The organism is Acidovorax sp. 69 (assembly GCF_002797445.1).
In the GTDB taxonomy this organism is placed as follows: domain Bacteria; phylum Pseudomonadota; class Gammaproteobacteria; order Burkholderiales; family Burkholderiaceae_C; genus Acidovorax.
Window position 1 is genome coordinate 4,034,397 of record NZ_PGEP01000001.1, and the last position, 21,957, is coordinate 4,056,353.

The following is a 21,957-nucleotide window of genomic DNA, read 5'->3' on the forward strand; positions in this document are numbered from 1 at the left end:
CAAGCCCCTACCGCTCTAACAATCTGCGCTAGCAGCTACAAATTTAATAGCAAAATGGCATCTCTTTCCCTTCGCAACATCATCAAACGCTATGGGCACGGGCCCAAGGCCAACCAGGTCATCCACGGCGTGAACGCCGAGGTCAAACACGGTGAATTTGTTGTCATCGTCGGCCCTTCGGGCTGCGGCAAATCCACCCTGCTGCGCATGGTCGCGGGCCTGGAGGAAATCTCCGGCGGCGAACTGCGCATCGGCGACCGCGTGGTCAACGACCTGGAACCCGCCCAGCGCGACATCGCGATGGTGTTCCAGAACTACGCGCTGTACCCGCACATGACGAACTTCGAGAACATGGCCTACGGCCTGAAGATCGCCAAGGTGCCCAAGGACGAGATCAAGGCGCGCGTAGACAAGGCCGCCAAGATCCTCGAACTGGGCCACCTGCTCGAACGCAAGCCACGCGAACTCTCGGGCGGCCAACGCCAGCGCGTGGCCATGGGGCGCGCCATCGTGCGCCAGCCGCAGGTGTTCCTGTTCGACGAGCCGCTGTCCAACCTGGACGCCAAGCTGCGCGCCCAAACGCGCCTGGAGATCCAGAAGCTGCACCGCGAACTGGGCATCACCAGCCTGTTCGTGACCCACGACCAGGTGGAGGCCATGACGCTCGCGCAACGCATGATCGTGATGAACGCCGGCAACATGGAACAGTTCGGCACGCCCGAAGAGGTCTACCACACGCCCGCCACCACCTTCGTGGCCAGTTTCATCGGCTCACCGCCGATGAACCTGCTCAAGAACGCGCCCAGCGCCGCGCCCGGCACCATCCTGGGCATCCGCCCCGAGCATCTGGACGTGCGCAGCGAGGGCTGGGAGATCAAGGTCGAAACGGTGGAGCTGCTGGGCGCCGAACGCCTGATCTACGGCCGCATCAACGGCGAGCAGATCATCGTGCGGGTGGAAGAAGGCACACACTCCCCGGCACCCGATTCTGTGATCCACGTACAGCCGCGCGCCGACCGCATACACAGCTTCGACGCCACCACCGGCAAACGCATCGCGCCATGAGTGCGGCCCTGCTTGCGCCATGGCCTTACCCGCGCTGGATTGCCCACCGTGGCGCAGGCAAGCTGGCCCCTGAAAACACGCTGGCTGCTTTCCGCCTCGGTGCGCAACACGGCTATCGCATGTTCGAGTGCGATGCCAAGCTCAGCAGCGACGGTGTGCCGTTTTTGATGCACGACGCCACGCTGAACCGCACCACCAACGGCGCGCAGGCGCTGGGCGCCACGGCAAGCCCCACGGGTGGAGATCACCCCTGGGCGGCTTTGTCACAGCTCGATGCGGGGGCCTGGCATTCGCGCAGCCATGCGGGCGAACCCCTTCCCACGCTGGAGAACCTGGCGCGCTATTGCATTGCCAATGGCTATTTCCTGAACATCGAGATCAAGCCCACACCAGGCGTTGAAGAAAAGACGGGCCGGGTGGTGGGTGAACATGCGGCGCGGCTCTGGCAGGGCCAGGCCGTCTTGCCACTGTTTTCATCCTTCAGGCCCGAGGCGCTGGCGGGAGCGCAAGAAACAGCCCCCCACATTCCGCGGGCCTTGCTGCTCGACACCTTGTGGGACGGCTGCTTTGACCAGGCGCGCGCCCTGGGTTGTGCGGCCATCGTGTGCAACCACGCGCTGTGGAACAAGGCATTGGTGGCGCAGGTTCACGGCTGGGGCATGCGCACGCTGAGCTACACCGTGAACGACGACTGGGCCGCACAGCGGCTCATCGCCCTGGGCACGGACGGGATCATCACCGACCGGGTGGACCTTTTCTCGCCCGCTGCTGGCTGATCCACTGAAGGCCCTTGCCACCAGGCCTTGACTCACTGGCAACGGGCCAGGGGGCTGCACGGCCCACCCCGACGGCCCACATCAATCGAGCTTGGCGCCCGACTTTTTCACAGCATCCGCCCAACGTGGCGTCTCTGCGGCCAGGAACTTCGCAAAGTCGTCGGCCCCCAGAAATGCCGGGTCTGCGCCCTGGCTCACCATGCGGTTGCGCACATCGGGCATCTGCAGCACCTGCCCCAGGGCATCGCTGAGTTTGCTGACCACGTCCTTGGGGGTGCCCGCCGGGGCCAGAAAGCCATAGAAACCCACCACCTCAAAGCCCTTGAGGCCACTCTCGATCACCGTGGGCACCTCAGGCAGCGCGGGGTTGCGCTCGCGGCTCGTCACGGCCAGGGCGCGCACCTTGCCCTGCTTGTGGTACGCGGCGGCCTGCGGAATGCTCTCGGCCATGAACTGCACCTGTCCACCCATGAGGTCAGTGAACGCCGGGGCACTGCCACGGTACGGGATGTGCACCATGAACAGGCCCGTGGCCGTCTTGAACATCTCGGGCACCAGGTGGCTGATGCCACCATTGCCTGCCGAGCCAAAGTTGACCTGGCCCGGCCGCGACTTGGCATAGGCCATGAACTCCTGCAGGTTCTTGGCGGGCACATTGGTGTTCACCAGCAGCGCCAGCGGCTGCATGGCGGTGCGCGCGATGGGCGTGAAGTCCCTGAGCGTGGCATAGGGCAGGCGGCTGTAGAGCGCGGGATTGATGACCATCACCCCCGTGTTGGCCAGCATGAGGGTGTGGCCGTCGGGCGGCGCTTTCATCACATCCTGCGCGCCCACCGTGCCACCTGCTCCCGCCTTGTAGTCCATCACCACCGGCTGGCCGAGCACCCCCTGCAGCTTGTCGGTCAGCAAACGGGCATGCTGGTCCAGCGGTCCGCCGGCCGGGAACCCCACCACGATGCGAATAGGCTTGGTGGGAAAGGCCTGCGCGTGCGCGATCGCAGACAAGGCAAGACCAGCCGCAAGGGTGATCCAGGTACGCATCAGTGTCATGGGGTTGTCTCCGGCAATCGGTGTTATCGGTGCGCCTGTGTCAGCGGCCGGGGCCTGGCGCCCGCGCCACAGAACGAGCCCAAAGGCTACCAGACCTCAGGGCGCAAACCGGCACCAATCTGCCCTCGCAAACCCTCAGAGTGCGAGGCCCGTCAGGCCTTCCAGCCGCGCACCAAAACCCACTGACAGGTCGCACAGGCCACCACCAAAGCGGCATAGGTCAGCATCTTGCCGTCACGACCCCACACCACGACCCCCACCAGAAGCGTGGCGATACCGACGCCAAAAACAGCGGCGGCATGCCGCCACCACGGCAGGGATGCCGCCGCCTTGGCCCCGATCAATCGCCTGAAAAGCGTTAGCAGCAAGGCCAAGGCAGCAGCGGGTGCAGCAAAGTTGAGGAGGTGGTTGACGATGTCCAAAGGACCCATGGAATTGACCCAAATCAAGGCTTGAACAAGCAGGGCCGCCTGTTCGGGCCAACAATTTTATAATCTGAGCTTATGGCAGTCTGGGCCCTCGGCATCAACCACACCACCGCGCCGCTCGATCTGCGCGGCAGGTTCGCGTTCGCGCTCGACCAGATCGCCCCCACGCTGCACGGTTTGCGCCAGTCGCTGGGCACCAGCAGCAGCCACCCGGGGGTGGAGACAGCCATCATCTCCACCTGCAACCGCACCGAAATCTACTGCGCTGGCGACCAGGCCGCCATGGACCACACGCTGGGCTGGCTGGCCCAAAGCGGTGGCGTGAGCCCCGCGCTGCTGCGCTCGCACTCTTACACACTCGAAGACAGCCTGGTGGCTCGCCACGCCTTCCGCGTGGCCAGCGGGCTCGATTCGATGGTGCTGGGCGAAGCCCAGATCCTGGGCCAGATGAAGGACGCCGTGCGCGCCGCCGAAACAGCAGGCGCCCTGGGCACCACGCTCAACCAGCTGTTTCAACGCAGCTTTGCCGTGGCCAAGGAGGTGCGTACCAGCACCGAGATTGGCGCACACAGCATCAGCATGGCCGCCGCCGCCGTGCGCCTGGCCAGCCAGCTGTTTGAAGACCTCACCAAGATCCGCGTGCTGTTTGTGGGTGCGGGCGAAATGATCGAGCTGTGTGCCACACACTTCGCGGCCAAGAACCCCAAGCAGATCGCCATTGCCAACCGCACGCTGGAGCGCGGCGAAAAGCTCGCCACCCGCTTTGGCGGCGAGGTGATGCGCCTGGCCGACCTGCCCGAGCGACTGCACGAGTTCGACGCCGTCATCAGCTGCACCGCCAGCAGCCTGCCCATCATCGGGCTGGGCGCCGTGGAGCGTGCGCTCAAGAAGCGCCGCCACCGCCCCATCTTCATGGTCGACCTGGCTGTGCCACGCGACATCGAACCCGAAGTCAAAGCCCTGGGTGACGTGTACCTGTACACCGTGGACGACCTGGCCACCGTGGTGCAAACCGCGCAGGCCAACCGGCAGGCCGCCGTGGCGCAGGCCGAGGCCATCATCGATGCGGGCGTGCAGAGCTTCATGCACTGGATGGAGCTGCGCAGCCCCGCTGGTGCTGCCGGCGGCGTGGTACCACTGATCCAGCAGCTCAACGCCCAAACGGACGAATGGCGCGCTGCTGAAATTGCCCGCGCCAAGAAGCTGCTGTCCAAGGGCGAGGATGTGGACGCCGTGCTGGAGGCGCTGTCACGCGGCCTGACGCAAAAAATGCTGCACGGCACCCTGGCCGAGCTGCGCGCAGGCGACGCTGAAATGCGTGCCCAGACGGCGCAGACCGTCTCGCGCCTGTTCCTGCGCTCGCAAAGCAAGACCGGCCTGTAGCGCCGCTCTGCCGCCTTGGCCCGCCCTCCAACGGGTGGGTTCGGGGCAACGCCGGTTCGGCAGCCCCGGCTGCCCGCTGTTTCCCCTCACCTGAAAATCCAGCCCATGGCCTACCTGCACTACACCGCCCTTTCCATTGCCTTGGCTGTCACCCTGTCGGCCAGCCCACTCGCCCAGGCCAGTTCCGCGCTGGCCGTGGAAATGGGGTGCAACAACTGCCACAGCAACGCGTTCCACCCCAACGCGCCCAGCTTCAAGGAGCTGGCAGACCACTCGGCCAAGCGCCGCGGAGGAAACGGCGCCGAAGACCACCTCATCGGGGAATTGCGCAAGCCGCGCCTCGTGGGCCGCATTGGCGCCCACGAGCACCTGAGCGAAGAAAGCGCAAGGGTGCTGGCGCGCTGGATTCTGGACGGAGCCCACTGAATTTTTGCGCCATTTTTTTTAACCATTTTTTTATGTAGTGCCTGTCACATAAGCGCTAACAGCTACTTTTTTAGTAGCAAAACCACGATTCCGAATGAAACCTTTTCTCCGAAGCCAGCTGGAACGCTACGCGCAGCGTCTGGGCGAACTCGACTTTTTGCTCTCGCGCGAAGACATCATGGCCGACATGGCGCAGTACCGCGTGCTGTCGCGCGAGCATGCCGAGGTCACCCAGGTGGCCGGCCGCTATGCCCGTTTTCTGCAGCGCGAGACCGACCTGGCCGGTGCGCGCGAGATGCTGACTGACCCCGACATGGCGGAGATGGCGCAGGAAGAAATCACCGCCGCCGAAGCCGATTTGCTGCAGCTCGAAGACGAACTGCAGCGCCTGCTGCTGCCCAAGGACCCCGACGACTCCCGCAACGCCTTCATGGAAATCCGGGCGGGCACGGGTGGCGACGAATCGGCCCTGTTTGCGGGTGACCTGGCCCGCATGTACATGCGCTACGCAGACCGCGTGGGCTGGAAGGTGGAGATCGTGAGCGAGAACGCGGCCGAGCTGGGCGGCTACAAGGAAATCGTGCTGCGCATCGAAGGCGACCATGTCTACGGCGCCCTCAAATTCGAATCCGGCGGCCACCGCGTGCAGCGCGTGCCCGCCACCGAAACCCAGGGACGCATCCACACCAGCGCCTGCACCGTGGCCGTGATGCCCGAGCCCGACGAGCATGAGGCCATCAAGCTCAACCCGGCCGACCTGCGCATCGACACCTTCCGCGCATCCGGCGCGGGCGGCCAGCACATCAACAAGACCGACTCGGCCGTGCGCGTGGTGCACTTGCCCACCGGCATCGTGGCCGAATGCCAGGACGGCCGCAGCCAGCACGCCAACAAGGCCAAGGCGCTGCAAGTGCTGCAGGCGCGCATTCAAGAAAAAGACCGCAGCGAGCGCGCCGCCAAAGAGGCCGCGCTGCGCAAGGGCCTGATCGGCAGCGGCGACCGCAGCGACCGTATCCGCACCTATAACTTCCCGCAGGGGCGCCTCACCGACCACCGCATCAACCTCACGCTGTACAAGCTGCTGTACGTGATGGAAGGCGACCTGGGCGACGTGCTGCAAGCCCTGGCCCACGCCCGCGAGGCCGAGCAACTGGAAGAGCTGGAGACGGGCAGCACGGGCTGATCTCCCTCAGAAATTAACTCAAATAAGCCTCTCGCGCTTGATTGATAAGCGCTAGCAGCTATAAAAATCATAGTGAACAGCACCACACCCACCCTCGCCCTGGCTTTGGCCCAGGCCCACACCCTGGGCTTGGCGCGCATCGACGCGCAACTGCTGCTGCTGCACGCCGTGGGCCGCCCCGATGCAGGCCGCGCCTGGCTGCTGGCACACGACACGGACGCGATGGCTGAGGCAGAGCACGCCCAGTTCATCGTCCTGTGCCAGCGCCGCGCGGCGGGCGAACCCGTGGCCTACCTGACCGGGCGCAAGGAGTTCTACGGCCTGCCGCTGCACGTGGACGCCCGCGTGCTGGACCCGCGCCCGGATACCGAAACGCTGGTGGACTGGGCACTGGAAGCCATCGCCCCACAGACCGATTCGCTGCGGCCGCCCCGCATCCTGGACCTGGGCACCGGCAGCGGCGCCATTGCGCTGGCACTGCAAAGCCAGCGCCCCGATGCACAGGTATTGGCGGTGGACACCAGTGCCGATGCACTGGCCGTTGCGCAGGCCAACGCAGAGCGGCTGGGCCTGCCCGTGCGGTTTCAGCAGGGAAACTGGCTGCAAGGGGTTGAGGGGATGTTCGACGCCATCGTCTCCAATCCCCCCTATATCGCCAGTGCCGACCCGCACCTGGCCGCGTTGACCCATGAGCCCCTGCAGGCCCTGGCCAGCGGCACCGATGGGCTCGACGGCATCCGCACCATCGTGACCCAGGCCCCCGCACACCTCACGCCCGGCGGCTGGTTGCTGCTGGAGCACGGCCACGACCAGGCAGATGCTGTGCAGGCGTTGTTGCTGGCGCAGGGGTTTGTGCAGGTTCAAAGCCGTAATGACCTCGCAGGCATTGCGCGTTGTACGGGTGGTGTGTGGCAGACGGCGCAGACAGTGAAATAATCCACCCAGTCCCAACACGGCGGCGACCTTGTCCGCCCAGACCCCTTTTCAGGAGCATCCCCATGAGCGATCCACAACAACGCATCGACGCCCTCGTCAAATCCAGCGACATCCTTCTGTTCATGAAGGGCAACGCCAGCTTCCCCATGTGCGGCTTTTCGGGCCGTGCCATCCAGATCCTGAAGGCCTGCGGCGTAGACCCCAAGAGCGTGGTCACCGTGAACGTGCTGGAAGACGAAGAAATCCGCCAGGGCATCAAGGAATACAGCAACTGGCCCACGATTCCGCAGCTGTACGTGAAGGGCGAGTTCATCGGCGGCTCGGACATCATGATGGAGATGTATGAGTCGGGCGAACTCAAGCAGGTGCTGGGCACAGAAGCCTGAGAACGCCCTCCAGGGCATCACCCCAGACAGGCCGCCCTTGGGCGGCCTTTGGCTTTTATGGGGCTTGGCGGCAACAGAAGCACCATTCGGGGGCTTTTCCGATATTGGTGCAGGCATGTTGTGTGCTTGAATGATTGTGTGACCCACATCACAAGGAGCATGCAATGACCAGCCATAGCCTTGTTCCCCAGCCACCGGCCCTGCGCCTGCCCGTGGCCCAGATGCGCAACGTGTTCCACCCGGGCGATGTCGAGCGCAAGCTCGCACGGCTGCAGGAGTCGGGCAACCAGCGCGAGTACGAAACCCTGCGCACCGTGTATGAACGCATGCTGGAGCGCGGCCCGGAGCGTTTTCAGGTCAAGCCCTCGGGCATCCCCGACATGGCCAGCCTGTACGAGCTGTTGCCCAACTTCACCGAGGTGCTGGACGACGTGAAACGCCACGTGGCCCTGGCCCAGGACAGCAGCGATGGCCTGGAGGTCACGCCCATGCTGCTGCTGGGCCCGCCCGGCATTGGCAAAACCCACTTTGCACGCCACCTGGCCGAGCTGCTGGGAACGGGTATGAACCTTTTGCCCATGAGTTCCATGACAGCGGGCTGGCTGCTGTCGGGTTCGTCCTCCCAATGGAAAGGCGCCCGGCCCGGCAAGGTGTTCGAAGCACTGGTAGAGGGCGAATACGCCAATCCTGTCATCGTGGTGGACGAAATTGACAAGGCCAGCACCGATGCCCAGTACGACCCGCTGGGCGCTCTGTACAGCCTGCTGGAGCATGACACCGCACAGAGCTTTACTGACGAGTTTGCCGAAATCGCCATCGACGCCAGCCAGGTGATCTGGATCACCACGGCCAACGACACCCGAGGCATCCCGGACCCCATCCTGAACCGCATGAACGTGTTCGAAGTGATCGCCCCCACGCAGGAGCAGGCGCGTGCCATCGCCCGCAATCTGTACACCGGCATCCGGGCGGGCCACGACTGGGGTCGCCTGCTGGACCCCGAGCCTCTGGACGACGTGCTCGACCACCTGGCCCAGATGCCACCGCGCGAGATGCGGCGCGCACTGATGACCGGCTTTGGCAATGCCCGGCTGGACCACCGCTGCACTGTAGAAATCGCCGATTTGCCCAAGGCCGCCTCGGGGCGCAGTCGCATCGGCTTCGTGCAGTAGCACTATCGATAGACACCGGCGCCGCACAGGGGTGCCGCCGGTATCGGTCTCCGCCCACAAGGCACGCAGATACACTCGGAGCGCTGGTGTGCCCAGGCCTGTGCCGCCCTCTCTCTCCATGACCCTGTCCCAAAGCCTCTTCGTCATCGTGCTGCTGATCGCAGCCAGCGCCTTCTTTTCCATGGCCGAGATCTCGCTCGCGGCGGCACGCCGGCTGCGGCTGCGGCAGATGGCCGACGAGGGCGATGCGCGCGCGGACCGGGTGTTGCGCATGCAAGAGCAGCCGGGTGACTACTTCACCGTGGTGCAGGTGGGCCAAAACGCCGTGGCCATCCTGGGCGGTATCGTGGGCGAAGGCGCATTGAGCCCCCACTTCAGCGCGCTGTTTGCGCTGTGGCTGTCCGAATCGACGGCAGAAAAAGCAGGCTTTCTGGCGTCCTTTCTTGTCATTACCTCGTTGTTCATCCTTTTTGCCGACCTGTTCCCCAAGCGCCTGGGCATGGCAGAGCCCGAGCGGCTGGTGGTGCGCCTGGCCCAACCCATGGCCTGGTGCACGGCGCTGCTGCGCCCGCTGGTGTGGTTCTACAGCCGGGGCGCCGATGCGCTGTTCCGCCTGCTGGGGCTGTCGTCGCTGCGCGACGACCGCATCACATCCGATGACATTCTGGCGATGATGGAAGCAGGCGCCCGGGCCGGTGTGCTGGCGGCGCGCGAACAGCAGGTCATCACCAATGTGTTTGAACTCGACACACGCACCGTCTCCAGCGCCATGTCACCCCGCGACCGGATTGCGTTTTTTCTGCGCGACGAGCCAGACTCCGTCATTCGCCTGCGCATTGCCGCAGAGCCGTTTTCGACCTACCCCGTGTGTGAGGGCGACATCGACCATGTGGTCGGCTACGTGGACGCGAAAGACCTGTTCCAGCGCGTGCTGAACAACCAGCCCATTTCGCTGGCAGATGACAGCCTGGTGCGCAAGGTGCTCATCGTGCCGGACCGGCTCACCCTGTCCGAAGTGCTGGAGCAATTCCGCCAAGTGCATGAAGACTTTGCGGTCATCGTGAACGAATACAGCCTGGTGGTGGGTGTGGTGACGCTGAACGACGTGATGAGCACCGTGATGGGCGACCTGGTGGGCCCGGCGGATGAAGAGCAGATCGTGCGGCGCGATGAAGATTCATGGCTCATCGACGGCGTCACACCGGTCGAAGACGTGCTGCACGCCCTCTCGCTCGACGAGCTTCCCCATACCGGTGAATATGAAACGCTGGCAGGATTTTTAATGGTGATGTTGCGGCGTGTACCCCGTCGCACCGACAGCGTGAGCTGGGGGGGCTACAAGTTCGAGGTGCTGGATGTGGACAGTTACCGCATCGATCAGGTCATGGTCTCGCGCCTGAGTGCATCCCACAGCGGAAGCCATCCACCCCCGCCACCGGTCCTCCAGGATGCGACTGCTGCCACGCAGCAGGGCAAGTAGGTCAGCCCCGCTCCGCCTGAATACACCACACGCAACCCAGGCCACACGCGTGCGGCCTGCGCCCGTCAGACAGCGGGCGCGTGGGGCCGATCAACAAACGCCCAGCCACGCTGCGCGCCAAACACCGCATCGGGATACGGAGAGCGGCCCCGGCTGCCGTTGTAGCGCCCCAAAGCCAGAAAGAGATCGCCCTGCTCCCGGTCAATGTAATGGCGCAGGATGACGCAGCCAAAGCGCAAATTGGTCTGCATGTGAAACAACTTGCCAGCATCTCCATCACCGATCACCCGCGTCCAAAACGGCATGACCTGCATGTAGCCTCTGGCCCCTACACTGGAAACTGCAAACTTGCGAAAGCCACTTTCCACCTGAATAAGCCCGAGGACCAGTGACACATCCAGCCCCGCTCTTTTGGACTCGTACCAGACGGTCTGCAGAAAATCGCGGCGAACTTCCCATTCCGGCTTGCGGCGGCGCAGACGGTCGCTCTGTGTGCCCAGCCAGCGCAGGTAGTGCAGGCGGGACTCGGTGGTGACAAACTCTGGCTCTGGCGGCGCCTGGTTGACAACGGCCGAACTCAATGCCGTGCGTACGGAGTCCATCAACGGCTCTTCCAGCTGACCTCCGGCATACGCAGCCTGTGGCGCGGCAAGCCATGCGGCCGGCGCAGACAGCGAGGCCACAGAGACCAGGCAGGCACGCCGAGACAGCCCCCCTGCAGCGGCGGCAAGTCGGCCAGAAGAAGATGCTTCCAGATGACTCATACGACCATGCGGCCCTTCACATGGGAGAAAATGTCCGCAACTGCCACCTTGGCGGGTGCAGCGTCACGGCGGTGCTGGTACTCGACCACACCTTCCTTGAGACTCTTGTCACCAACGGTCACGCGATGGGGCACGCCAATCAACTCCCAGTCAGCAAACATGGCGCCAGGGCGCTCCCCCCGGTCATCCAGGATCACGTCCACACCAGCGGCCAGCAGGTCGGCGTAAAGCTGCTCGGCCGTGGCTTTCACGGCTTCGCTACGATCCATGCCGACCGGACAAATCACCACGGTGAACGGAGCAATCGCGTCTGGCCAAATGATGCCGCGTTCATCATGGTTCTGCTCGATAGCGGCCGCAGGAAGACGGGTCACGCCAATGCCGTAGCAGCCCATCTCCAATGGCTGGGGTTTGCCGTTCTCGTCGAGGAAGGTCGCATTCATGGCGCGGCTGTACTTGGTACCCAGGTAGAACACATGGCCTACTTCGATGCCGCGCTCGATGGCAAGTTCACCTTTGCCATCTGGTGAAAGGTCGCCCGCCACCACATTGCGAAGGTCGGCCACAACGTCCGGCTCGGGGAGGTCACGTGCCCAATTGACGCCAGTGATGTGGAAATCCGCTTCGTTGGCGCCGCAGATCCAATCGGCCATCCGTGCAACGTCGCGGTCCACTACCATCTTCAGAGGCTTTTGAAGACCGATGGGACCGAGATAGCCGGGCTTGCAGCCAAAGTGCTCTTCGATTTCGCCCAATGTGGCAAAACGGAAACCCGCCAGGCCGGGCACCTTGCCCACCTTGATCTCGTTCATGTCATGGTCACCGCGCAGCAGCAGCAACCACACCTGGCTCTTGACGATCTCGCCCGCTTCGTTGGTTTCATCGGTGGCCAGCACCAGCGACTTCACCGTGGTCTTGAGCGGTACACCCAGCAACTCGGCCACATCAGCGCAGGTGCTCTTGCCAGGGGTGGCGGTCTTGGTCAAAGCCTGGGCAGCCGTGGCGCGCGGCCCCACAGGCGCCAGGGCTTCGGCCTTTTCCATATTGGCGGCGTAGTCGCTTTGTGGGCAGTAGACGATGGCGTCTTCGCCGGTAGCTGCGATCACCTGGAACTCTTCGCTCAGATCGCCACCAATGGCGCCGCTGTCAGCGGCCACAGCGCGGTAGGTCAGGCCAAAGCGGTCGAAGATGCGCCGGTAGGCCTGTGCCATGACCTGGTAGCTGGCTTTGGCCGCCACCTGATCGCGGTCAAAACTGTAGGCGTCCTTCATGATGAATTCACGCCCCCGCATCAGGCCAAAGCGTGGGCGTCGCTCGTCGCGGAACTTGGTCTGGATTTGATAGAAGTTCTTGGGCAGTTGCTTGTAACTTTTGAGTTCCTGGCGAGCGATGTCAGTCACCACTTCTTCGCTGGTAGGCTGCACGATGAAGTCGCGGCCATGGCGGTCTTGGATACGCAGCAGCTCAGGGCCCATCTTGTCAAACCGCCCCGTCTCCTGCCAAAGCTCCGCAGGTTGCACCACGGGCATGGTCAGCTCCACGGCGCCTGCGCGGTTCATTTCCTCCCGCACGATGGCTTCCACCTTGCGGATCACCCTGAGGCCCATAGGCATGTAGTTGTAAATGCCAGCACCCAGCTTCTTGATCAGCCCCGCCCGCATCATGAGTTTGTGGCTGACCACTTCGGCGTCAGCCGGGGCTTCCTTGAGGGTGGAAATAAAGAATTGGGAGGCTTTCATCGGAATCGATTTCAGGCAGAACAGAGCGGTCCACTTGCTGCGCGCTAGGCGCCGTGCATAATGGACACAGTTTAAAAATTTGGGGTTTGATTATGCTTGACCGGGACGGCTTTCGGCCGAACGTCGGCATCATCCTGCTCAACCAGAAAAACCAGGTGTTCTGGGGCAAGCGCATACGCACCCACAGCTGGCAGTTTCCGCAAGGTGGCATTGACCGGGGCGAGACCCCCGAGCAGGCCATGTTTCGTGAGCTGCACGAAGAGGTGGGATTATTGCCTGACCACGTGCGCGTGGTGGCCCGCACCCGGGACTGGTTGCGCTATGAGGTGCCTGACCGGTACATCCGCCGCGATGCACGCGGACATTACAAGGGCCAGAAACAAATCTGGTATTTGCTGCAACTGGTGGGCCACGACTGGGATTTGAACCTTCGTGCCACCAACCATCCGGAATTTGATGCATGGCGTTGGAATGACTACTGGGTTCCTCTGGACGTAGTGGTTGAATTCAAAAGAGGCGTCTATGAAATGGCGCTCACCGAACTATCACGGTATCTGCCGCGGTATGAGCAGCGCAATCGCTACCTGCGCAGCGGCATGCGTACGCGTGAAGGCGACCACGCGGGAGCAAGCATGTACCGCACTGGCTCCATGCTCATCAATCCAGGAATGGAACTACCGCCAGGCGCCAGTTTTGACCCAGACCCACAAAACAGCATGCCGGGCGAGCTCGATGGGATACCGCCGTCCATGACGACAACCACTCCGCGGTGAGCACCGCACCCACAAAAAAATGCCTGCAACTGCAGGCATTTTTTTGTGCTGGTGCGCAGCAGTCGATCAGGAACCGGCCGCCAGCACCAGATTGTCCCGGTGCACCATCTCGGGCTCGGCCATGTAGCCCAGCAGTTTTTCAAATTCAGCCGATGGCTTGCGGCACAGCAGGCGCGCTTCGGCGGCGGCATAGTTCGCCAAGCCACGCGCAATCTCAGCGCCCGAAACATCTCTCACAGCAATCACATCGCCGCGTGAAAAATCGCCTTCAACGGCCGTCATACCAATGGGCAACAGGCTCTTGCCTTCATCACGCACCTTGGCTGCGGCCCCAGCATCCACGACCACGGAACCCCGCAGTTGCAAATGGTCCGCCATCCACTGTTTGCGGGCCTGCTTTTTCTGGGTTTGTGCCACCAGCAAGGTACCCAGCGCCTCCCCCTCCACCAGACGAACCAGCACATCGGACTCGCGCCCCCAGGCAATGACGGTAGATGCGCCCGAGCCCGCTGCACGTTTGGCGGCCAGTATTTTGGTAATCATGCCGCCCTTGCCAATGCTGGAGCCCGCACCACCCGCCATCGCTTCCAGCGCCAGATCTCCGGCCTTGGCCTCATGCACAAACTGAGCCGATGGATCACGGCGCGGATCGGCGGTGTACAGCCCCTTTTGATCGGTGAGGATGATCAGCGCGTCAGCCTCCACCAGATTGGCCACCAGGGCGCCCAATGTGTCGTTGTCGCCAAACTTGATTTCGTCATTGACAACCGTATCGTTCTCATTGATCACTGGCACCACACCCAGTCGCAGCAGCGTGAGCAAGGTCGAACGCGCGTTCAAATACCGCTCTCGGTCTGCCAGATCAGCGTGTGTCAGCAACACCTGGGCACTGCCCATGCCCTGTTCGCGCAGTTTGGTCTCATACATCTGCGCCAAGCCCATTTGTCCCACCGCTGCCGCGGCCTGCAACTCATGGATTTCCTGCGGTCGCGTGGTCCAACCCAGTCGCTTCATTCCCTCTGCGATAGCGCCGCTGGACACCATCACGACCTCACGCGGGGCACCGCCGTCGCCACGCACCAGAGCCGCCAGCTGGCGGCTCCACTCACCGATGGCCGCTTCATCCAAACCACGACCTTCGTTGGTCACAAGGCTGGAGCCCACTTTGACCACGATCCTGCGGGCATCTCGCAATACGCTGGAAACCATCTTTTAAGTCATTTGAGCCACCAGCGCTTATTCATCAAGCGTCGGAAGCTATTAAAAATATAGCAGTCCTTCAGAGCGACAACAAAGTGCCGTCAGGCAGGCGCATCTCCAGCAAACCGCGGATCCACTTCAACCGGCTCATTTTCTATGCGCTGCTCGGACTGCACGTGGCGGAAGATGGCGTGGATCAACGGCTCGCAGCCTTCACGTGTCAAAGCGGATATCTCAAACACAGGCCCCTTCCACTTGAAGCGCTTCACAAAGTCTTTGACTCTCGCCTCCCGCTCGTCGGATGGGACCATGTCCAGCTTGTTAAGCACCAGCCAGCGCGGCTTGTTGTAGAGCTGTTGGTCGTACTTCTTGAGTTCATTGACGATGGCTTTGGCCTGCGCCACAGGGTCCACCGCATCGTCAAACGGTGCCAAATCCACAATGTGCAACAACAGGCGCGTACGCTGAAGATGACGCAGGAATTGGTGGCCCAACCCAGCCCCTTCGGAAGCCCCCTCAATCAAGCCGGGGATGTCGGCGACCACAAAACTCTGCTCGGGCCCCACGCGCACGACACCCAAATTCGGGTGCAGCGTAGTGAATGGGTAATCGGCGATCTTGGGTCGGGCATTCGAAACTGCCGTGATAAAGGTGGACTTGCCCGCATTTGGCATGCCCAGAAGCCCCACATCGGCAAGCACCTTCAGTTCGAGCTTCAGGTTCTTCTTTTCACCAGGCCAGCCTGGCGTCTTCTGGCGCGGAGCACGGTTGATGGCGCTTTTGAAGCGCATATTGCCAAATCCGCCATCACCGCCCTTGGCAATGGTGATCACCTCACCTGGGTTGAGCAGTTCGTATAACACCTCACCCGTTTCTGCATCCGTGATGATGGTCCCCACAGGCATCTTGAGGGTGATGTCAGTGCCTGCGGCTCCAAACATATCCGAGCCCATTCCATGTTCGCCTCGTTTGGCTTCGTGGCGCCGCGAATATCGGAAATCCACCAACGTGTTCAGATTGGGGTCAGCCACTGCAAACACGTGGCCGCCACGTCCCCCATCCCCCCCATTGGGTCCACCGAACTCCTTGTATTTTTCGTGCCGGAATGACACGCAGCCATTGCCACCGTCACCGGCAGCAATGTCAATAAAGGCTTCATCGACGAACTTCATGGGATATCCAGTTTACAAAGAGGCGCGAGCTCGACCGCAAGCAGGCTTGCTAATTTTGACGGCGGCAAGCGGAGCGCCTTTTTTCGGGCGCCACAGACAGACAACACGAACGCGTCATCGTACAGACCAAACAACAAAGCCCCGGCAAAGCGGGGCTTCGAAGGTAGCCTAGGGGGAAACCTTAGGCGGGGATCACATTGACCGTGGACTTGGACAATGCACCCTTGGTACCGAACGACACATGGCCGTCCACCAGTGCGAACAAAGTGTGATCCTTGCCCACGCCAACGTTGTTACCGGGGTGGAAACGTGTGCCACGTTGGCGCACGATGATCGAGCCAGCGCTGATCAGTTCACCACCGAACGCTTTGACACCCAGCATCTTTGGCTTGGAGTCGCGCCCGTTTCGCGTAGAGCCGCCGCCTTTTTTCTGTGCCATGACTCAGCTCCCTCGATTAAGCAGCAATCGCACCGATTTGCAGTTCAGTGAACTGCTGGCGATGGCCTTGGCGTTTTTGATAGTGCTTGCGACGGCGCATCTTGAAGATGTGCACTTTGTCGTGCTTGCCGTGGGCCACAACAGTGGCTTTCACGGTTGCGCCGGACACCAGGGGCGTACCGATCTTGAGTTCAGCGCCGTTGCCGACTGCCAAAACCTGATCGATCACAATTTCCTGGCCTACGTCCGCAGCAATCTGTTCTACTTTAATTTTTTCGCCGGAAGCAACGCGATACTGCTTGCCGCCGGTTTTTATGACCGCGTACATGTTGACCTCTTGATATGAGTTCTGCAGACGAATTTCTACAGAGCCCATGACTATAGTGCATCATCTTTAAGCCGTCAAGACCCCCGTCGGGGATCTGCAAAGTGTGCGCGCCGCAGCACGATGCCTGCTCGCAGGTCTTCCTATAATCCGGGCACTTTCTGCGACCGCCATCTTGACTGACCATACCGCCCCCGCTGCATCCCCCTCACGCTCGTTGCAAACGACATGCACGAGGTTGACAAGGTCATTGCTCAGCGCCTGACATCCAGCGTGCCGCTGGTGGCGCAAATATCACAGTACATCATCGCTGCGGGGGGCAAGCGGCTCCGGCCCGCGCTGCTATTGATGGTGTGCGGAGCATTGGGCTACAACGGAGCACATCGTTTCAGCCTCGCTGGGGTGGTTGAATTGATTCACACGGCCACGTTACTGCATGACGACGTCGTAGACGCCTCTACCCTGCGGCGTGGACGCGCCACGGCCAACGAAACTTTCGGAAACCCCGCCAGCGTGCTGGTGGGCGACTTCCTGCACACCCGCTCCTTTCAGATGATGGTGGAGGCCGGAAGCATGAGGATTATGGAAATCCTCTCCGAGGCCACCAACGTGATCGCGGAAGGAGAGGTCCTCCAACTCATGAATATGCACGACGCCTCGCTGGATGAGGCGGGCTACTTGCGCGTGATTCGCTCCAAAACTGCCAAACTGTTTGAAGCGAGCGCAAGACTCGGAGCCGTCTTGGCCTGCAGCCCCCGCGAGGTCGAAGAAGCGTGCGCAACGTACGGACAGGCACTGGGTACTGCGTTCCAGATCATCGACGATGTCCTCGACTACGATGGCGATGCTGCGGAAATGGGCAAAAACCTGGGGGACGACCTGCGGGAAGGCAAGTCCACGCTGCCACTGATTGCAGCAATGGAGCGAGGCACGCCCAATCAGGCGTTGATTGTGCGACAAGCCATCGAGCAAGGCTCAACAGAGCGACTGAGTGAAATTGTCAGCATCGTCCGAGCCACCGGCGCGTTGGAGGTCACGCGTGCGGCAGCCTTCGCCGAGGCCCGCCGAGCGATGGCGGCTGCCGAGCAACTACCCACCAATGCGTACTCCCAAGGCTTGCTGGAATTGGCAGCACAGTTGCTCACCCGACGCAACTGAGACATCCATTACGTTCGCGCATGAATACTATGATCGTCTGCGGGGCGCAGCTTGACCTGATTGCGCGCTAGTTCGGGACGTAGAGGCCGGAAGTTCCGTCCCTCACCCTGACCATAAATCACGCGCTTGCACCGCCATTTGCACCCCTTTTGTGGCGCAGTTACCAATATCGGGCGCTGTACACCCTTCACGCAATCGGTGATGATAGGATGGTTTCTTTTCCACACCTAACACATTACCGGTTACATGGCCGCTGTTGATACTGCCCCCAAAGAAGCCTCTGCAGTCGCACTTCCTGGACTGGGTCGGGCTTTGATGTCTGCGGGCAAACTGACCCAAAAGTCAGCCGAGGACATTTACAAAAAATCACAAATCAGTCGGACCAGCTTTATTGCCGAGCTAACAGGCTCCGGGGCAGTATCTGCGGCTGATTTGGCACACACCGTGTCTGCAGTATTTGGGGCACCACTTCTTGATCTCGATGCCATTGACCCTCAGCGCCTGCCCAAGGAGCTGCTGGACAACAAAATATGTCAGTCATATCGTGTTGTTGTCCTTAGTAAACGCAATAACCGCCTGATCGTTGCGACAGCAGATCCGACCGATCAGGAGGCCGCTGAGAAAATCAAATTCACCACCCAGATGGGGGTTGATTGGATCATTGCGGAGTACGACAAGCTAAGCCGACTTGTAGAAGCGACCACCAAATCCACCAGCGAATCGATGGACACGCTGGTGAGCGGCGGCGGTGATTTTGAATTTGACGATGTTTCCATCGAAACTGCACCCGAAGAAGCGGACACGGGCGTCACCGAAGTTGAAGACGCGCCTATTGTCAAGTTTCTCCACAAGATGCTTTTGGATGCATTTAATATGCGTGCGTCCGACTTGCATTTTGAACCCTACGAACACCAATATCGCGTTCGATTCCGGATCGATGGAGAGTTGCGTGAAATTGCTTCCCCTCCAATCGCGATCAAAGATAAATTAGCATCGCGAATCAAAGTTATTTCACGGCTGGACATCTCAGAAAAACGCGTGCCACAAGATGGTCGCATGAAGCTGAAAGTGGGCCCAGACAGAGTCATTGACTTTCGGGTGAGTACTTTGCCCACGTTGTTTGGGGAAAAAATAGTTATCCGCATTCTGGACCCAAGCAGCGCGAAACTTGGTATCGATGCCTTGGGTTATGAACCTGTAGAAAAGGAACGTCTCATCCAAGCGATTGGTCGCCCCTATGGAATGATCTTGGTTACAGGCCCTACAGGCTCTGGAAAGACAGTCTCCCTATACACCTGTCTTAACCTTCTCAACAAACCTGGCGTCAATATTGCAACAGCAGAAGACCCATCCGAAATCAATCTTCCAGGCGTTAACCAAGTCAATGTTAACGAGAAAGCAGGAATGACTTTTGCGGTGGCTTTGAAATCATTCTTGCGACAAGATCCCGACATCATCATGGTTGGCGAAATTCGGGATCTGGAAACTGCAGATATTTCGATCAAAGCAGCGCAAACTGGACACTTGGTGCTGTCTACTCTGCACACGAATGATGCTCCCACTACGCTGACGCGCATGCGCAATATGGGCATTGCCCCATTTAATATTGCATCCAGTGTGATACTAATCACCGCGCAGCGATTAGCACGCAGATTGTGCCCTGTATGCAAGACCCCAGCGGATATACCCCATGAAACGTTGGTCGAGGCAGGCTATGCGGAGCATGAAATTGATGGGTCTTGGGTGACTTACCGACCCGTTGGGTGCCCTGCTTGCAACAACGGCTACAAGGGCCGGGTGGGCATCTATCAGGTCATGCCCATTTCCGAGGAAATTCAGCGCATCATCCTGCGCGATGGAAGTGCCCTGGAAATTGCCGAGCAGGCACGGGCTGAGGGCGTACGCTCACTACGGACATCAGGGCTGCACAAAGCCAAGTTAGGCATGACTTCCCTTGAAGAAGTTTTGGCCGTCACCAACGAATAGCATCCACTGACGAGGGCAGTATGGCGACCGTAGCATCAAAAAGAGATATCAAAGATTTTGTCTTCGAGTGGGAAGGCAAGGACCGCAATGGGAAAATCGTCAGAGGCGAGATTCGTGCCTCTGGCGAGAACCAGGTGCAGGCTACGCTGCGCCGCCAAGGCGTTTTCCCCACAAAAATCAAAAAGCGCCGCATGCGCTCTGGCAAGAAAATCAAGCCAAAAGACATTGCATTATTTACACGCCAGCTGGCAACAATGATGAAGGCAGGCGTCCCGCTGCTTCAATCTTTTGATATTGTGGGCCGGGGAAATACCAATGCCAGTGTCACCAAACTGCTCAATGACGTTCGAGCAGATATTGAAACAGGCACCTCACTGAATGGTGCTTTTCGCAAGTACCCAATGTACTTCGACAGCCTCTATTGCAACTTGGTGGAGGCTGGTGAGTCTGCCGGTATTTTGGAAGCTTTGCTGGATCGACTCGCCACATACATGGAAAAAACGGAGGCAATCAAGTCAAAGATTAAATCTGCCTTGATGTATCCCATTTCGGTGGTTATTGTCGCGTTTGTAGTCGTGACAGTTATTATGCTTTTTGTGATACCTGCTTTCAAGGAAGTATTCACTTCGTTTGGCGCAGATCTTCCTGCACCCACACTCTTTGTGATCGCGGTCAGTGAAATTTTCGTCAAATGGTGGTGGCTGATCTTTGGGGTAATCGGTGGTGGTTTCTTCTTTTTCATGCAAGCGTGGCGGCGCAATGAAAAGATGCAAATGTTCATGGACCGCGTTCTGTTGCGCATTCCCGTTTTTGGGGCTTTGATCGACAAATCATGTGTAGCACGCTGGACTCGCACACTGTCCACCATGTTTGCCGCTGGAGTCCCCCTCGTCGAGGCGCTCGACTCCGTCGGCGGCGCTGCGGGCAACTCCGTCTATTTGCTGGCAACCGACAAAATTCAGCAGGAAGTGTCCACCGGCACCAGCCTGACAGCGGCAATGGGCAACGCCAATATCTTCCCGTCCATGGTTCTCCAAATGTGTGCCATTGGGGAAGAGTCGGGTTCGATTGACCACATGCTCGGCAAGGCCGCCGATTTTTACGAGGCAGAAGTGGATGACATGGTTGCAGGCCTGTCCAGTTTGATGGAACCCATCATCATCGTTTTCCTTGGAACCTTGATCGGGGGTATCGTTGTTTCGATGTACCTTCCTATCTTCAAACTCGGTCAGGTTGTGTAATGGTCCTGGACGCGTGGTGGGACGCTGCATTTGGCGGCGTGATTGGATTGCTACTCGGTAGTTTCCTGAACGTTGTTATTTACCGCCTTCCGAAAATGATGGAGCGGCAATGGGCGGCAGAGTTGGCCCAAATGGATGCAGCGAATCAGGGCAAGGACTCTCTGGCAGACACCCAACCCCCCTTCAACTTGATGACACCTCGGTCACGTTGCCCCTCCTGTGGGCACGTGGTGCAGTGGTATGAAAATGTCCCGGTGCTGAGCTACCTGTTCTTGCGCGGTCGCTGCTCGGCATGCAAGACGCGCATCAGTCCTCGTTACCCGTTGGTCGAGATCGCAACAGGTGCACTTTTCTACTTTTGCATCTACCGTTGGGGTGCCACACCCGCTGGCGTTGCATGGTGCGGGTTTTCGGCAGCCCTTGTGGCACTGGCGTTCATCGACTGGGACACGACCCTTCTGCCGGATGACATCACCCTGCCGCTGCTGTGGGCGGGGTTGTTGTCTGCTGCCATGCAATGGATTGAAGTCCCGCTGTATGCGTCCGTGATGGGGGCAGTGGGGGGATATCTCTCCCTTTGGCTGGTCTACTGGGGCTTCAAGCTGGCAACCGGAAAAGAGGGAATGGGGTACGGTGACTTCAAGCTGTTTGCTGCGCTTGGGGCTTGGTTTGGCTGGCAGGCGCTGGTGCCCATCATTTTGATGTCTTCGGTCATTGGCGCCATTATTGGTATCGCAATGAAGATTTTCAGCAGCTTGCGCGAGGGGGGATATATCCCTTTTGGCCCCTTTCTCGTGGGCGCGGGGTTCACTGCGATGGTGTTCGGGCCCAACGCGATCCTGGCTACCATACTGAAACTGCTGGGTCTTTGATCT

General features: G+C 60.5%; 22 protein-coding genes. 14 read left to right on the top strand and 8 right to left on the bottom strand.

What is annotated here, in order from left to right; genetic code table 11:
* Positions 1 to 54 precede the first annotated feature (54 nt).
* Both ugpC and ugpQ read left to right on the top strand, forming a co-directional pair.
* Positions 55 to 1,065, top strand: a complete 1,011-nt coding sequence (ugpC, locus tag CLU85_RS18505) for a sn-glycerol-3-phosphate ABC transporter ATP-binding protein UgpC (RefSeq protein ID WP_100411547.1) — start codon at positions 55 to 57, stop codon at positions 1,063 to 1,065.
* Positions 1,062 to 1,841, top strand: a complete 780-nt coding sequence (ugpQ, locus tag CLU85_RS18510; RefSeq protein ID WP_100411548.1) for a glycerophosphodiester phosphodiesterase — start codon at positions 1,062 to 1,064, stop codon at positions 1,839 to 1,841. The genes ugpC and ugpQ overlap by 4 nt, the downstream gene beginning before the upstream one ends.
* A gap of 81 nt (positions 1,842 to 1,922) precedes the next feature.
* Here the strand turns inward: ugpQ and CLU85_RS18515 are convergent, their stop codons facing one another.
* Positions 1,923 to 2,891 carry a tripartite tricarboxylate transporter substrate binding protein gene (locus CLU85_RS18515; protein ID WP_100411549.1) on the bottom strand — a complete coding sequence of 323 codons (969 nt, stop codon included), beginning with the start codon at positions 2,889 to 2,891 and terminating at the stop codon, positions 1,923 to 1,925.
* A 152-nt stretch (positions 2,892 to 3,043) separates the two neighbouring features.
* Complete coding sequence (locus CLU85_RS18520; protein WP_100411550.1) at positions 3,044 to 3,322, bottom strand: hypothetical protein; 279 nt, start codon at positions 3,320 to 3,322, stop codon at positions 3,044 to 3,046.
* Between the two features lie 72 nt (positions 3,323 to 3,394).
* Here CLU85_RS18520 and hemA point away from each other — a divergent pair, with 72 nt between their 5' ends.
* From hemA to CLU85_RS18555, 7 genes are all read left to right on the top strand, one after another.
* Positions 3,395 to 4,702, top strand: coding sequence for a glutamyl-tRNA reductase (hemA, locus tag CLU85_RS18525; RefSeq protein WP_100411551.1), 1,308 nt, complete (start codon positions 3,395 to 3,397; stop codon positions 4,700 to 4,702).
* A gap of 105 nt (positions 4,703 to 4,807) precedes the next feature.
* Positions 4,808 to 5,128, top strand: coding sequence for a hypothetical protein (locus CLU85_RS18530; protein ID WP_100411552.1), 321 nt, complete (start codon positions 4,808 to 4,810; stop codon positions 5,126 to 5,128).
* Between the two features lie 94 nt (positions 5,129 to 5,222).
* Positions 5,223 to 6,311 carry a peptide chain release factor 1 gene (gene prfA / locus CLU85_RS18535; protein WP_100411553.1) on the top strand — a complete coding sequence of 363 codons (1,089 nt, stop codon included), beginning with the start codon at positions 5,223 to 5,225 and terminating at the stop codon, positions 6,309 to 6,311.
* Positions 6,312 to 6,383: 72 nt separating this feature from the next.
* The gene (gene prmC, locus CLU85_RS18540; protein ID WP_100411554.1) at positions 6,384 to 7,247 is read left to right on the top strand and encodes a peptide chain release factor N(5)-glutamine methyltransferase; all 864 of its coding nucleotides are present in this window, start codon (positions 6,384 to 6,386) and stop codon (positions 7,245 to 7,247) included.
* A 62-nt stretch (positions 7,248 to 7,309) separates the two neighbouring features.
* Entirely contained in the window at positions 7,310 to 7,633 is a 324-nt protein-coding gene (gene grxD, locus CLU85_RS18545; protein WP_100411555.1) for a Grx4 family monothiol glutaredoxin, read from the top strand.
* A gap of 164 nt (positions 7,634 to 7,797) precedes the next feature.
* A complete protein-coding gene (locus CLU85_RS18550; RefSeq protein ID WP_100411556.1) occupies positions 7,798 to 8,805 on the top strand; it encodes an AAA family ATPase in 1,008 nt (335 codons plus the stop codon).
* A 118-nt stretch (positions 8,806 to 8,923) separates the two neighbouring features.
* Positions 8,924 to 10,285 (top strand): hemolysin family protein, encoded by a 1,362-nt coding sequence (locus tag CLU85_RS18555; RefSeq protein WP_100411557.1) that lies wholly within the window; start codon positions 8,924 to 8,926, stop codon positions 10,283 to 10,285.
* Between the two features lie 65 nt (positions 10,286 to 10,350).
* Here CLU85_RS18555 and CLU85_RS18560 read toward each other — a convergent pair whose 3' ends face one another.
* Positions 10,351 to 11,049, bottom strand: coding sequence for a lytic transglycosylase domain-containing protein (locus tag CLU85_RS18560; protein ID WP_100411558.1), 699 nt, complete (start codon positions 11,047 to 11,049; stop codon positions 10,351 to 10,353).
* Complete coding sequence (locus CLU85_RS18565) at positions 11,046 to 12,788, bottom strand: proline--tRNA ligase (RefSeq protein ID WP_100411559.1); 1,743 nt, start codon at positions 12,786 to 12,788, stop codon at positions 11,046 to 11,048. Before CLU85_RS18565 ends, CLU85_RS18560 begins: the two co-directional genes overlap by 4 nt.
* A gap of 92 nt (positions 12,789 to 12,880) precedes the next feature.
* Here CLU85_RS18565 and CLU85_RS18570 point away from each other — a divergent pair, with 92 nt between their 5' ends.
* Complete coding sequence (locus CLU85_RS18570; protein ID WP_100411560.1) at positions 12,881 to 13,561, top strand: RNA pyrophosphohydrolase; 681 nt, start codon at positions 12,881 to 12,883, stop codon at positions 13,559 to 13,561.
* Between the two features lie 66 nt (positions 13,562 to 13,627).
* On the opposite strand, the gene proB is transcribed toward CLU85_RS18570, so the two are convergent.
* The 4 genes from proB to rplU all read right to left on the bottom strand — a co-directional run bounded on the left by proB (position 13,628) and on the right by rplU (position 16,700).
* Entirely contained in the window at positions 13,628 to 14,770 is a 1,143-nt protein-coding gene (gene proB, locus CLU85_RS18575; protein ID WP_100411561.1) for a glutamate 5-kinase, read from the bottom strand.
* Positions 14,771 to 14,862: 92 nt separating this feature from the next.
* Positions 14,863 to 15,933, bottom strand: coding sequence for an Obg family GTPase CgtA (gene cgtA, locus CLU85_RS18580; RefSeq protein WP_100411562.1), 1,071 nt, complete (start codon positions 15,931 to 15,933; stop codon positions 14,863 to 14,865).
* 181 nt (positions 15,934 to 16,114) lie between these two features.
* Positions 16,115 to 16,372, bottom strand: coding sequence for a 50S ribosomal protein L27 (gene rpmA / locus CLU85_RS18585; protein ID WP_100411563.1), 258 nt, complete (start codon positions 16,370 to 16,372; stop codon positions 16,115 to 16,117).
* Positions 16,373 to 16,388: 16 nt separating this feature from the next.
* Positions 16,389 to 16,700, bottom strand: a complete 312-nt coding sequence (rplU, locus tag CLU85_RS18590; protein WP_010462012.1) for a 50S ribosomal protein L21 — start codon at positions 16,698 to 16,700, stop codon at positions 16,389 to 16,391.
* Positions 16,701 to 16,925: 225 nt separating this feature from the next.
* Between rplU and CLU85_RS18595 the strand changes: the two genes are divergently transcribed.
* The 4 genes from CLU85_RS18595 (at position 16,926) to CLU85_RS18610 (ending at position 21,954) form a co-directional block, all read left to right on the top strand.
* On the top strand, positions 16,926 to 17,855 hold the full coding sequence (locus CLU85_RS18595; protein WP_100411564.1) for a polyprenyl synthetase family protein: 930 nt from the start codon (positions 16,926 to 16,928) through the stop codon (positions 17,853 to 17,855).
* Positions 17,856 to 18,101: 246 nt separating this feature from the next.
* Positions 18,102 to 19,841, top strand: a complete 1,740-nt coding sequence (gene pilB / locus CLU85_RS18600) for a type IV-A pilus assembly ATPase PilB (protein ID WP_100411565.1) — start codon at positions 18,102 to 18,104, stop codon at positions 19,839 to 19,841.
* A gap of 20 nt (positions 19,842 to 19,861) precedes the next feature.
* Positions 19,862 to 21,082 carry a type II secretion system F family protein gene (locus CLU85_RS18605; RefSeq protein ID WP_100411566.1) on the top strand — a complete coding sequence of 407 codons (1,221 nt, stop codon included), beginning with the start codon at positions 19,862 to 19,864 and terminating at the stop codon, positions 21,080 to 21,082.
* Positions 21,082 to 21,954: an A24 family peptidase gene (locus CLU85_RS18610; RefSeq protein ID WP_100411567.1), complete on the top strand. Its 873-nt coding sequence runs from the start codon at positions 21,082 to 21,084 to the stop codon at positions 21,952 to 21,954. The genes CLU85_RS18605 and CLU85_RS18610 overlap by 1 nt, the downstream gene beginning before the upstream one ends.
* Positions 21,955 to 21,957: the final 3 nt, after the last annotated feature.

Excerpts from the sequence above, each read along its gene's own strand:
- CLU85_RS18565 (WP_100411559.1), bottom strand. The coding sequence starts at position 12,788 with ATGAAAGCCTCCCAATTCTTTATTTCCACCCTCAAGGAAGCCCCGGCT.
- CLU85_RS18550 (WP_100411556.1), top strand. The coding sequence starts at position 7,798 with ATGACCAGCCATAGCCTTGTTCCCCAGCCACCGGCCCTGCGCCTGCCC.
- CLU85_RS18560 (WP_100411558.1), bottom strand. The coding sequence starts at position 11,049 with ATGAGTCATCTGGAAGCATCTTCTTCTGGCCGACTTGCCGCCGCTGCA.
- CLU85_RS18595 (WP_100411564.1), top strand. The coding sequence starts at position 16,926 with ATGCACGAGGTTGACAAGGTCATTGCTCAGCGCCTGACATCCAGCGTG.
- rpmA (WP_100411563.1), bottom strand. The coding sequence starts at position 16,372 with ATGGCACAGAAAAAAGGCGGCGGCTCTACGCGAAACGGGCGCGACTCC.
- hemA (WP_100411551.1), top strand. The coding sequence starts at position 3,395 with ATGGCAGTCTGGGCCCTCGGCATCAACCACACCACCGCGCCGCTCGAT.
- CLU85_RS18610 (WP_100411567.1), top strand. The coding sequence starts at position 21,082 with ATGGTCCTGGACGCGTGGTGGGACGCTGCATTTGGCGGCGTGATTGGA.
- ugpQ (WP_100411548.1), top strand. The coding sequence starts at position 1,062 with ATGAGTGCGGCCCTGCTTGCGCCATGGCCTTACCCGCGCTGGATTGCC.
- pilB (WP_100411565.1), top strand. The coding sequence starts at position 18,102 with ATGGCCGCTGTTGATACTGCCCCCAAAGAAGCCTCTGCAGTCGCACTT.
- CLU85_RS18555 (WP_100411557.1), top strand. The coding sequence starts at position 8,924 with ATGACCCTGTCCCAAAGCCTCTTCGTCATCGTGCTGCTGATCGCAGCC.
- CLU85_RS18570 (WP_100411560.1), top strand. The coding sequence starts at position 12,881 with ATGCTTGACCGGGACGGCTTTCGGCCGAACGTCGGCATCATCCTGCTC.
- CLU85_RS18605 (WP_100411566.1), top strand. The coding sequence starts at position 19,862 with ATGGCGACCGTAGCATCAAAAAGAGATATCAAAGATTTTGTCTTCGAG.
- ugpC (WP_100411547.1), top strand. The coding sequence starts at position 55 with ATGGCATCTCTTTCCCTTCGCAACATCATCAAACGCTATGGGCACGGG.
- CLU85_RS18530 (WP_100411552.1), top strand. The coding sequence starts at position 4,808 with ATGGCCTACCTGCACTACACCGCCCTTTCCATTGCCTTGGCTGTCACC.
- CLU85_RS18515 (WP_100411549.1), bottom strand. The coding sequence starts at position 2,891 with ATGACACTGATGCGTACCTGGATCACCCTTGCGGCTGGTCTTGCCTTG.
- proB (WP_100411561.1), bottom strand. The coding sequence starts at position 14,770 with ATGGTTTCCAGCGTATTGCGAGATGCCCGCAGGATCGTGGTCAAAGTG.
- grxD (WP_100411555.1), top strand. The coding sequence starts at position 7,310 with ATGAGCGATCCACAACAACGCATCGACGCCCTCGTCAAATCCAGCGAC.
- CLU85_RS18520 (WP_100411550.1), bottom strand. The coding sequence starts at position 3,322 with ATGGGTCCTTTGGACATCGTCAACCACCTCCTCAACTTTGCTGCACCC.
- cgtA (WP_100411562.1), bottom strand. The coding sequence starts at position 15,933 with ATGAAGTTCGTCGATGAAGCCTTTATTGACATTGCTGCCGGTGACGGT.
- prfA (WP_100411553.1), top strand. The coding sequence starts at position 5,223 with ATGAAACCTTTTCTCCGAAGCCAGCTGGAACGCTACGCGCAGCGTCTG.
- rplU (WP_010462012.1), bottom strand. The coding sequence starts at position 16,700 with ATGTACGCGGTCATAAAAACCGGCGGCAAGCAGTATCGCGTTGCTTCC.